Annotated in this window: 11 protein-coding genes; 3 read left to right on the top strand and 8 right to left on the bottom strand. The window is 32.2% G+C overall.

What is annotated here, in order from left to right; translation table 11 throughout:
- The first annotated feature begins 62 nt into the window (after nucleotides 1–62).
- Nucleotides 63–548, top strand: coding sequence for a pyridoxamine 5'-phosphate oxidase family protein (locus ACKI3Q_RS09930; protein WP_407416432.1), 486 nt, complete (start codon nucleotides 63–65; stop codon nucleotides 546–548).
- 12 nt (nucleotides 549–560) lie between these two features.
- Here the strand turns inward: ACKI3Q_RS09930 and ACKI3Q_RS09925 are convergent, their stop codons facing one another.
- From ACKI3Q_RS09925 to ACKI3Q_RS09905, 5 genes are all read right to left on the bottom strand, one after another.
- Entirely contained in the window at nucleotides 561–1,247 is a 687-nt protein-coding gene (locus tag ACKI3Q_RS09925; protein WP_407416431.1) for a carboxymuconolactone decarboxylase family protein, read from the bottom strand.
- A 137-nt stretch (nucleotides 1,248–1,384) separates the two neighbouring features.
- Nucleotides 1,385–1,633, bottom strand: a complete 249-nt coding sequence (locus ACKI3Q_RS09920) for a hypothetical protein (protein ID WP_407416430.1) — start codon at nucleotides 1,631–1,633, stop codon at nucleotides 1,385–1,387.
- 126 nt (nucleotides 1,634–1,759) lie between these two features.
- Nucleotides 1,760–2,938, bottom strand: coding sequence for an MFS transporter (locus tag ACKI3Q_RS09915; RefSeq protein ID WP_407416429.1), 1,179 nt, complete (start codon nucleotides 2,936–2,938; stop codon nucleotides 1,760–1,762).
- Nucleotides 2,939–2,970: 32 nt separating this feature from the next.
- The gene (locus ACKI3Q_RS09910; RefSeq protein WP_407416433.1) at nucleotides 2,971–3,084 is read right to left on the bottom strand and encodes a symporter small accessory protein; all 114 of its coding nucleotides are present in this window, start codon (nucleotides 3,082–3,084) and stop codon (nucleotides 2,971–2,973) included.
- Entirely contained in the window at nucleotides 3,084–4,694 is a 1,611-nt protein-coding gene (locus ACKI3Q_RS09905) for a sodium:solute symporter (protein ID WP_407416428.1), read from the bottom strand. The genes ACKI3Q_RS09910 and ACKI3Q_RS09905 overlap by 1 nt, the downstream gene beginning before the upstream one ends.
- 254 nt (nucleotides 4,695–4,948) lie before the next feature.
- On the opposite strand from ACKI3Q_RS09905, the gene ACKI3Q_RS09900 reads away from it, so the two are divergent.
- Nucleotides 4,949–6,247 carry a phenylacetate--CoA ligase family protein gene (locus ACKI3Q_RS09900; RefSeq protein ID WP_407416427.1) on the top strand — a complete coding sequence of 433 codons (1,299 nt, stop codon included), beginning with the start codon at nucleotides 4,949–4,951 and terminating at the stop codon, nucleotides 6,245–6,247.
- Between the two features lie 8 nt (nucleotides 6,248–6,255).
- Nucleotides 6,256–6,684: an amino acid-binding protein gene (locus ACKI3Q_RS09895; RefSeq protein ID WP_407416426.1), complete on the top strand. Its 429-nt coding sequence runs from the start codon at nucleotides 6,256–6,258 to the stop codon at nucleotides 6,682–6,684.
- Between the two features lie 81 nt (nucleotides 6,685–6,765).
- Here ACKI3Q_RS09895 and ACKI3Q_RS09890 read toward each other — a convergent pair whose 3' ends face one another.
- The 3 genes from ACKI3Q_RS09890 to iorA form a co-directional block, all read right to left on the bottom strand.
- A complete protein-coding gene (locus tag ACKI3Q_RS09890; protein WP_407416425.1) occupies nucleotides 6,766–7,044 on the bottom strand; it encodes a hypothetical protein in 279 nt (92 codons plus the stop codon).
- A gap of 99 nt (nucleotides 7,045–7,143) precedes the next feature.
- The gene (locus ACKI3Q_RS09885) at nucleotides 7,144–7,722 is read right to left on the bottom strand and encodes an indolepyruvate oxidoreductase subunit beta (protein WP_407416424.1); all 579 of its coding nucleotides are present in this window, start codon (nucleotides 7,720–7,722) and stop codon (nucleotides 7,144–7,146) included.
- The gene (iorA, locus tag ACKI3Q_RS09880) at nucleotides 7,719–9,611 is read right to left on the bottom strand and encodes an indolepyruvate ferredoxin oxidoreductase subunit alpha (RefSeq protein WP_407416423.1); all 1,893 of its coding nucleotides are present in this window, start codon (nucleotides 9,609–9,611) and stop codon (nucleotides 7,719–7,721) included. The genes ACKI3Q_RS09885 and iorA overlap by 4 nt, the downstream gene beginning before the upstream one ends.
- Nucleotides 9,612–9,725 lie beyond the last annotated feature (114 nt).

Genomic DNA, 9,725 nt, shown 5'->3' with positions numbered 1-9,725 from the left:
AAAATAAATCAATAAACCTTATTAAAATGAAAATGAAAAGAAATGATAACTGATAATATCAAATGATTTACAATAAAATTAAAGATGAAGATTTAAATAATATAATATTCCAATTTAAGAATAAGGGTGATAAAATGTCAGATATTAAAAAAGTAGATGATTTCATAACGGAAGCAGGAGTATTTTTCCTTGCAAGCATAGATGGCGATCAGGCGAAATGTAGACCTTTAGGATTCCATATGCTAATTGACGATAAAATATACTTCGGAGTAGGAACATTCAAGGAAGTATGGAAACAAATCCAGGAAAACCCAAAAATAGAAATTGTAGCACTAAATCCAGAAAAAGACAAATTCATAAGATATTACGGAACTGCAACTGCAGATAAAAATCCCGAACTCGTTGAAAAGACCTTCGAACTAATGCCAGAAATTGCAGCCATCTATAAAGAAAACGGATGGGAAATGGGAATATTTTATCTGGATGATGCAACAGCCGAATTCAGGAACATGATGGCTGTTGAAGAAACTTTAAAATTTAAATATTAATGCTTATATGCATTAATATTCATTTATTATTGCTAATGCATTTAATGTTCTTGGAAAACCAATATAAGGTAAGAGAATAGTTAATGCATCAATTAAAATCTCTTTTTCATTACCTACATTGAAATTAGCCAAAACATGGCCTCTTAACTGATTTTCACATCCGCCCAATGTTGCAAGTACACAGAATGTAATCAATTCACGGTCCTGGTCGGACAATGCATCCCTCGTATAGAAATCACCAAAGCAGTATCCTGCTAAAAAGTCATTGAACCTTTCCTGACCTTCAGGAGTGTTATCAATCATTGATTGAATTACTTCATCACCAAAATACCTCTTTTGAATTTCAAAACCTTTCTCATACCTATTATCCGCATTTACAGTTGCAATACTTTCCAAAGGAAGGTCAACCCCATTTCTTTTCAAAACATCATTAGTTATTTCAAATAATTCAAATGTCTTTCCAAGACCAACATATGCAACGGATTGGTACAAAACCTCTTTAATCTCTAAAGGAGTTAATACATCAAGTGCATCGCGAACGGCAATAGCATATTTTTCTTTTGATGTGTTTGTAATTAATGTGGTTAAAGTTATTATGAATCTAGTTCTTTTGGATATTGAAACATGTTCCAATATTTCATGATTGTTAAAATTATTGAAAATGTGAAAAAAATCCGGATCATTTTTCTTTAGTTTCAAAGTGATTCGCCCCAAATATGTCTATAGAATTTAATATTAATTTATAAAAATTTATATTCAAAATTATCTTATTTTAACTCAAATAAATCAAAAAATAAAGATTAAATTTAGTTTAACTTAAATTTAGTTAACTAATATTAATCATCACAATCTTTTTTCTTATAAAAGCCTAATAAATCGCCAATCATGAATCCGCCAACAAAAATACCTTTCATACATTCATAAGCGAATGATTCAACAGAATTTAACTTTACAACTTCTTTTTCTTTTACTTCCTCTTTTTCATCAATTACTTCTTCTTCCTCAATAGCTGTTTCAATTTTTTCTTGTGCAACTTCCTCTTCTTTTTTAGCATTTGTACTTCTTCTTTTTGTTCTTCTTGCCATGAAAACATCCCCTATTTAAAAGTTTTAAATCACTACATTAATATTTATAAAAAAGTAATATATAAAACTAATTATTAAATATTTAGTTTAACTAAAAATAAGGACAAATATTTAGTTTCATCAAAATTAGTTCCTCCTTAATACATATATCGAAATTGGAAGAGCAAACAATGTAATTAAAGAAGCTATGAAATATAACGGAGCATAACCTGTTGCCGGAGATACAAAAAATCCCAAAAGTGCTGGCCCAAAACCCATTGTAGCATCACAGAAAATGAAAAATGTCGAAAGTGCATAAGAGCGACGATTTTCAGGAGAATTTCTTGTAACAATAGTGGTGCATGCAGAATTTAAAGTTCCAAAACCCATAGCCAAACAAACAGCACAAATAAAAACAGTAATATATGAAGGAGAAAATGCAATTAAAAAAATTCCTATACTTTGTGCAACAATTCCAACAACACATACAATCAAATCTCCACCATTATCCTGAATTCTACCTGCAATCGGCCTTGACAGAACCAGACAGATTGAATAGATTATAAAGAACCATGAAAATGCATCAACCAGATTAACTTCAACTGCATACAGCCTATAGAATGACAAGATTGAAACATAACCTAAAGCCGTCAATGCAGTAAAAAAAGAAACTGGAATCGCCTTAATCTCAAAAACTTTTTCTAAAAATGAATAATTATTTTCTTGCCTATTATCTGATTTACGTTTTGAATCATATTTATTGATGTCAATTAAAGAGACACAAACTAATGCAATAGCTGAAAAGACCATAGCAGCCATGAAACAGCCAAAAGAAGAAAAATTATCATAAAGATAACCTCCGATATATGGACCTAAACCAATAGCTATAGTAGTTCCCAACATGAAATATCCAAATGCTTCGCCAAATCTCTTTTCAGGAAGTATGGCACTAGCTATTGTAACAATTGCATTTGCAGATGCTCCAAATCCAACTCCATGAATAAATCTTACAACTATAAGAAAATTAACATCATGAACAAAAAAATATAAGAAACAAGCTAAAAAATGAATGGACATGAAAATTAATGCTATTTTTCTCCACCCTATCCTTTCAAGAGCATTTCCAGAATATATTCTTGACAAAAGTCCTCCAAAAACATATATTCCAGATACAAGTCCTGCAATTGTGGCGGATGATCCCATTGAAGTTGCATACTCCGTAACGGTTGACATCAATGCATACATCACAAGAGCAGTGAACAATAATGCTCCAAAAATTAGGAAAAATGGTTTGGTGAATATCCTTTCATCATGATTTGCATTCATAATATCTTTAAAAAAAAAAAGAAAAGAAGAGATTAATCTCCTTTATTCCAGTTTACAATACCATAACCAACACATAAAAGTGTAGATAAAATAATTCCAATATATACTCCCCAAATCCATGGATCTTCAATACCAAAAACCGCCATCATGCATCACTTCCTTTAGTATCTATTTTAGAAAATGCTTTATCAATAACCTCTTCAGCCGGAGGTTTGGTGAGTAAACTTACAACAATAGTAAGTATTGCAGATATCGGCACAGCTATCAACATTACATCAATAAATGGCCATGGTGCAGCAGGCAATAAAGTATCTGCGCTAAATATAAATTTACAAATGCCTAATCCTACAGCAGTCTTTTTAAATACAAATATCATCCAGAATAAACTTACCAATGTTCCGGATAGTATTCCTGCAATAGCTCCGAGCCTTGTAATTCCTTTCCAGTATAGTGCACCTAAAAATACTGGTAAAAATGCAGCAGCACAGATTTCAAAGAACAGACTTGTTCCAAGTGCAACTACACTTCCAGGTAATGAAAATGCCATTATCAAAGCCAAAATAATTGCAATTAGAATACCTATTCTGGAAATGGAAACCTGGTCTAATTTTTGTTTGGATTTTTTTCTAATTGTACCATAAATATCCACACCGAAAGCTGTTCCCTGTGTATGCAGTTGTGAAGATATTGTTGACATTGCAGCTGCAATCAAGGATAATAAAAAGATATATACAAACCATTCAGGCAATGCTGATGTGATGAATGTAGGGATAATCTTATCAATATTTCCCTCAACAACATCTACAGCTATTTTACCTAACTTCTGATAGAAATAAACGTTTGATAATGAACCTACGATATAAGCTGTTGTTGGCATGACTGCAATGAAAATACCTCCAATTAAAACAGACCTGTTTAATTCTTTATCTGATTTAACTGTCATGAACCTTACAATCAATGACGGTTGGGCAAGTACACCAATACCTACACCAATAAGGGTAGATGATACAAGTGACCACCAGAACGTAGTTCCAAAAGTCGGGAAGCTCGTCCATCCCGTACCTCCCGTGGCCGTGGCCTCTGCAGGATATAAGTTCACCATATTTGTAAGGGCTGTGTTTGCATGCGTAACTCCTCCTAGCAACCAATAAACGAACACAAGTAAAAATATCATTGCAATTACCATAATAGTTCCCTGCAAAGCATCAGTATACATTACACCACGGATTCCTCCAAATAATACATAGAATGTAATAATGATGGAAAGTATGAGCAATGCAATACTAAAGTCAATTAAAAGTGAGGATTCTAAAAATCTTGCAGCTCCGATTAAAACTACAGCCGCATATAATGGCATTGCACAAAAAATAATTAATCCTGAGAAATAATGAATGAATTTAGAATCAAAACGCTTTCCTAAAAACTCTGGAAATGTTAAGGATTCCAAAGCATGACCCATTCTACGGGTTCTTTTTCCTAAAAAGACAAATGCGATGAATACACCAATAATAATATTTAAGAATGCCAGCCATAAAACACTCATTCCGTATTCACCCGCAACTCCACCGAAACCTACAATAGCTGCCGTCGAGATAAAAGTAGCACCATAACTCATTGCCATGATAAATGGATGAGTATCTTTACCAGCTATCATAAAATCTTCAGAGGAATTAGTTTTTCTGTATGCATAATAACCTACAAAAACTAATGCAAAAATATAGATTATAAAAACAATAGCTAAAATCATTACGTCCATAAATAAACCTCTAATAATAATAAATCATTATTAATTTATTATATATTATCTAATTTATTTAAACTATTTCATTAAAAAATTCATCAAAGTATAATATTGAGTATATATATGGAATTTTTAAACAATGAAAAGCAATGAATAAGACCTATTTAAACATTTTTGAAGAATAGCACACAATTGTACAATTAAAAAATCTTTATATTGTATGAAAAACCAATTATAAATGTATAAAAAATATTAAGATAGGGATTAATATGTTTTGGGATGAAAAAGCAGAATGTATGAATAAAGAAGAAAAAGAAAAGGTTCAGCTTGAACGATTACAAAAGACCGTTAAGTTGGCATATGATAATGTAGAGTTTTATAAAAAGAGATTTGATGAAATTGGATTAAAACCAGAAGATATAAAAACTTTAAAAGATATCGAAAAAATACCATTTACAACAAAAAGTGATTTAAGGCAAGCATATCCACTTGGACTTTTGGCAGTTCCACGTGAAGAAATTGTAGAAATCCACGCATCATCAGGAACCACAGGTAAACCAACCGTAACAGGATACACACAGAATGACCTTGATGTCTGGGGAGAATGTATTGCACGTGGATTAAAAATGGCCGGTGCCGAAAAAGATTATATTATCCAAAATGCATATGGATACGGATTATTCACAGGAGGATTTGGAATACACCACGGTGGAAATAAAATGGGAGCAATCACAATACCAATTTCTGCCGGAAACACACAAAGACAATTAGATACAATGGTAGATTTCCAAAGTGAAATTTTAACTTGTACCCCTTCTTATGCAATGTATCTCGGTGAATCCAGAGAAAAAGCAGGAATCTCCTTAGAAGACATTAATTTAAAAATAGGAATTCATGGAGCTGAAATGTGGACAAATGAAATGAGAAAAAGAATCGAAACATCACTTGGGATAAAAACCCACAACATCTATGGATTAACTGAAGTAATGGGTCCCGGAGTTGCACAGGAATGTGATGAGCAAAACGGTATGCACATACAAGACGATCATTTCTATCCTGAAATAATAAACCCCGATACTGGAGAAACACTGAAACCTGGCGAAAATGGAGAATTAGTATTAACTTCCCTTACCAAAACTGGAATGCCTATCTTAAGATTTAGAACAAAAGATTTAACTTCATTAATTGATGAAAAATGTGAATGTGGAAGAACAACCGTCAGAATGACAAGAATCACTGGAAGAAGTGACGACATGTTAAAAATCAAAGGTGTTATGGTATTCCCATCACAAATTGAAAAAGCTTTGCTCAAAGTTAGTGAAGTTACACCAAACTACTTAATACACGTAACTAGACCAGATATTCTTGATGAAGTCGAAGTTAAGGTCGAAGCATCAAAAGAATTGTTCTCAAGTGAAATCAGAAAAATGGAAAAATTAGAAAAACAGATACAATCATCAATCAGATCAGAAACTGGATTAAGAGTAGATGTTACATTATGTGAACCGGAATCACTTCCAAGAAGTGAAGGAAAAGCTGTTCGTGTAATAGATGAAAGAGAATTATAGGTGATAACATGGCAATTCAAATTTCAGTATTTATCGAAAACAAAGAAGGAAGAATCAGAAAAGCTATTGATACATTAGCAAAAGCAGAAATAAACATACGTGCATTATCTGTTGCAGATACAACCAAATATGGAATTCTAAGATTAATAGTATCAGACACTGAAAAAGCTACAAAAGCACTTGAAGATGATGGATTCATTGTAAAAGAAAGTAAAGTAATTGTAGCAACAGTTCCTGACAAACCAAATGGGTTAAACTCAACATTAGCACTATTGGATGATGCTGATATTAATTTAGAGTATATTTATGCATTTGTAGGAAATGAAATGGATGAAGCTATTGTGGCCATGAAAGTGGAAGACACTGAAAAAGCACTAGAAGTATTTGAGAAAAATAATACAAAAATCCTTAAACAAGAAGACATAGAAAAGATTTAAATCTTTTCTTTACTATTTTTTTAACAGTAAATCTAAAATCACTAAATTTTAAAAAAAAAAAGTTAAAAATTACTAAAAGAATTAAAATTCTTTCAATAAATGAGCAATATCTTCCCTGGAGTATCCTAAACGTGGAAGTAAACTTTTAACAGGTTCTGATTCAGGAACCAAACCAAGCTCCCTCCAACTTTTAAAATCATTGTTTAAGATACTATTAATTAAAAGTTGAATTGTAATTAAATCATCACTTTTAATTGCTATGAAAGCATCTTCATCATAAAAATGACCTTCGGGGTCAATTAGTGTTAATTTTCCATCCTTATCTTTTTTTACAATAGCATTATCTATTTGGTAAGCCATAATATCTCCACTTTTCTATCTGTTTAAAGGTTTAATCATAATAATATATAAATATTTAACATTTTTGTTCGAGAATTTCCAAATCTAAACATAAGAGGTTCAACCTTTGATTGAGGTGTATCCATTTTCAATGGCCTTCAAGTTTAACTCATGAAACTTAGGATGCAAATTATTTTTCATTGCATCTATAACTGACTCTTTTGATAAAGGAAATTTATCATCAGCAGTTACAGCACCTAAAAGCACCATGTTTAAAGACAAAATATTTCCAGCATCCAATGCCAAATCAGTAGCATCAATAGGAAGTACATTGGAAAAATTCTCTTTTAAAGCACTTGTAATGCTATCAACACTTGGATAAGGGTCATTTGATGAAGATGGAATAATCGGATGAGTATTATATACAATCATACTATCCTTATTTACCTTATGCAATCCCCTAATTGTTTCTATAGGTTCAAAAGAAAGCAACATGTCTGCAGTAGTATCCGGAATAATTGAACTATTAAAATCACCTATTTTAAGTTCTGTTGATACAGATCCTCCTCTTTGTGACATCCCATGAATTTCACTCATGACAACATCTAAACCCTGATTCATTGCAGCTTCGCCAATAATGACTGAGGTTTTAATGATTCCCTGACCTCCTACACCGCAAATGTAAATACTGTAGCTCATTTTCCCACCTCCAATGCACCATATTTACAAACTTGAATACAAACCCCACATCCATCGCATGAGGACTTGTCAATTTCAATTTTTCCTGCAACTTTTGAAATGGCAGGACATGCGAGTTCGTTTACACACTTATCACATTTATTACAATTGGATTCAATGAAATTAACAGGTGGTTTTTTAGTTAAACCTTTAATTAAAGTACATGGTGCTTTTGAAATAATTACCGCAGTATCATCTCTTTCAAAAGCTTCCTTATATGTTTTAACAACCTGTTCCAAGTTAAATGGGTTGATTACACGGACATAATCCACACCACAGGCCAGAGCCATTTTACGAATAGATATTTCAGGTGCTTCATCACCCATTCCATCCACAGGAATACCTGGGTTTGGCTGACCACCAGTCATTGCAGTAATTCTATTATCCAAAACAGTTAATACAAAATTATGCTTATTGTGAACTGCATTAATTAATGGTGAAATACCACTGTGGAAAAAGGTAGAATCTCCAATGAAACTAGCAACCTTTTGATCTGTTGAAACTGAAAATCCACATCCGTCTCCAACACTTGATCCCATAGATAATAAATAATCCGCAGCATTGTATGGAGGATTAATACCCAATGTGTAACATCCTATATCAGATGCAAAAACAACATCAGAAGTTTTTAAGCCCAATTCCTCAATAGCTATATTGATCCCATAATACATTGCTCTGTGAGGGCATCCTGCACACAATACAGGAGCTCTTGAAGGAATATTTTCACTTAATTCATTTAAACTATTTGAAAAAGTAATATTTTCTTTATCTGAGAAGTTTAAAACCTTATTGAAACCTTCACTTACAATATCTGAGTTAAATTCATAACATTGAGGTAAAGTTCCATCCAATTTACCATGAACAGTAATATCAAGGTTTTCACGACCAATAATAGCCAAAACTTCTTTTTCCATTATCGGATCAACTTCTTCAACAATAAATACCTCATCCAAATCTTTAATAAAATCGAATACCTTTTCATCAGGGAACGGATATGAAAATCCAATTTTTAAAATATCCATATCCAAATTATTATATTTAATAACATCAAATGCATAATTGAAAGCACTTCCAGAAGAAATTACACCATACTTCTTATTGTCCCCAAATGATGTAAAATCATTAAAATTGGAAGAATTTGTTTCATTGTTAATTTTACTGATTTTATCACATAATCTTTCATGCATTTTACCTGCGAATGCAGGAACAGGCACATATTTAGATGGATCCTTATCAAAATGACCTCTCTTCCAATGATTATCATTATTGGATGAATTGTCTTTAACATCACCAAATTCAACTACACCCCGCATATGTGATACACGAGTAGTTGTTCTTACAATAACCGGTAAATTATATTTTTCTGATAAATCAAATGCATATTTTACCATATCCTTAACTTCTTGACAGTTAGAAGGTTCCAATACAGGAACATTAGCTAAACGTGCATAATTACGTGTATCCTGTTCATTCTGAGATGAAAATAGTGAAGGATCATCTGCACTTAAAATTACCATTCCCCCATTTACACCAGTGTATGCAGTAGTCATGAATGAGTCTGAAGCCACATTCATTCCGACATGCTTCATGAATGTAAATGAACGAAGTCCAGAAGCAGCTGCCGTTGCTGCTACCTCCATTGCGACTTTTTCATTAGTGGAAAATTCAAAATAAATATTTGTATCTTTAGCTAAGACAGATAAAATATTTCCAATTTCTGATGAAGGAGTACCTGGATAAGTTGCTGCAATAGAGATACCTGCCTCGATGACACCTCTTACGGCAGCTTCATTACCTAATAAAAATTGTTTATCACCAGATTCTCCTGTGACTAATTCTTTCAAATTCATATACTTTCCTCAAAATATCATTAATAAATATGTTGGCAAAACATTTGCAAAATTAATATTTAACTGTATTTTTAATTTTACTAGTTTAAACCAATAATTCTCTTAAAATATATT

Source organism: Methanobrevibacter sp., assembly GCF_045636185.1.
Classification (GTDB): Archaea; Methanobacteriota; Methanobacteria; order Methanobacteriales; family Methanobacteriaceae; genus Methanocatella.
Note: the sequence above shows the minus strand (reverse complement) of the source record. Positions and strands in the feature narration are given on the sequence as shown.

Bases quoted from the DNA above. Each gene is read 5' to 3' on its own strand.
- ACKI3Q_RS09930 (WP_407416432.1), top strand. From the start codon at position 63: ATGATTTACAATAAAATTAAAGATGAAGATTTAAATAATATAATATTC.
- ACKI3Q_RS09920 (WP_407416430.1), bottom strand. From the start codon at position 1,633: ATGGCAAGAAGAACAAAAAGAAGAAGTACAAATGCTAAAAAAGAAGAG.
- ACKI3Q_RS09915 (WP_407416429.1), bottom strand. From the start codon at position 2,938: ATGAATGCAAATCATGATGAAAGGATATTCACCAAACCATTTTTCCTA.
- ACKI3Q_RS09910 (WP_407416433.1), bottom strand. From the start codon at position 3,084: ATGGCGGTTTTTGGTATTGAAGATCCATGGATTTGGGGAGTATATATT.
- ACKI3Q_RS09905 (WP_407416428.1), bottom strand. From the start codon at position 4,694: ATGGACGTAATGATTTTAGCTATTGTTTTTATAATCTATATTTTTGCA.
- ACKI3Q_RS09900 (WP_407416427.1), top strand. From the start codon at position 4,949: ATGTTTTGGGATGAAAAAGCAGAATGTATGAATAAAGAAGAAAAAGAA.
- ACKI3Q_RS09895 (WP_407416426.1), top strand. From the start codon at position 6,256: ATGGCAATTCAAATTTCAGTATTTATCGAAAACAAAGAAGGAAGAATC.
- ACKI3Q_RS09890 (WP_407416425.1), bottom strand. From the start codon at position 7,044: ATGGCTTACCAAATAGATAATGCTATTGTAAAAAAAGATAAGGATGGA.
- ACKI3Q_RS09885 (WP_407416424.1), bottom strand. From the start codon at position 7,722: ATGAGCTACAGTATTTACATTTGCGGTGTAGGAGGTCAGGGAATCATT.
- iorA (WP_407416423.1), bottom strand. From the start codon at position 9,611: ATGAATTTGAAAGAATTAGTCACAGGAGAATCTGGTGATAAACAATTT.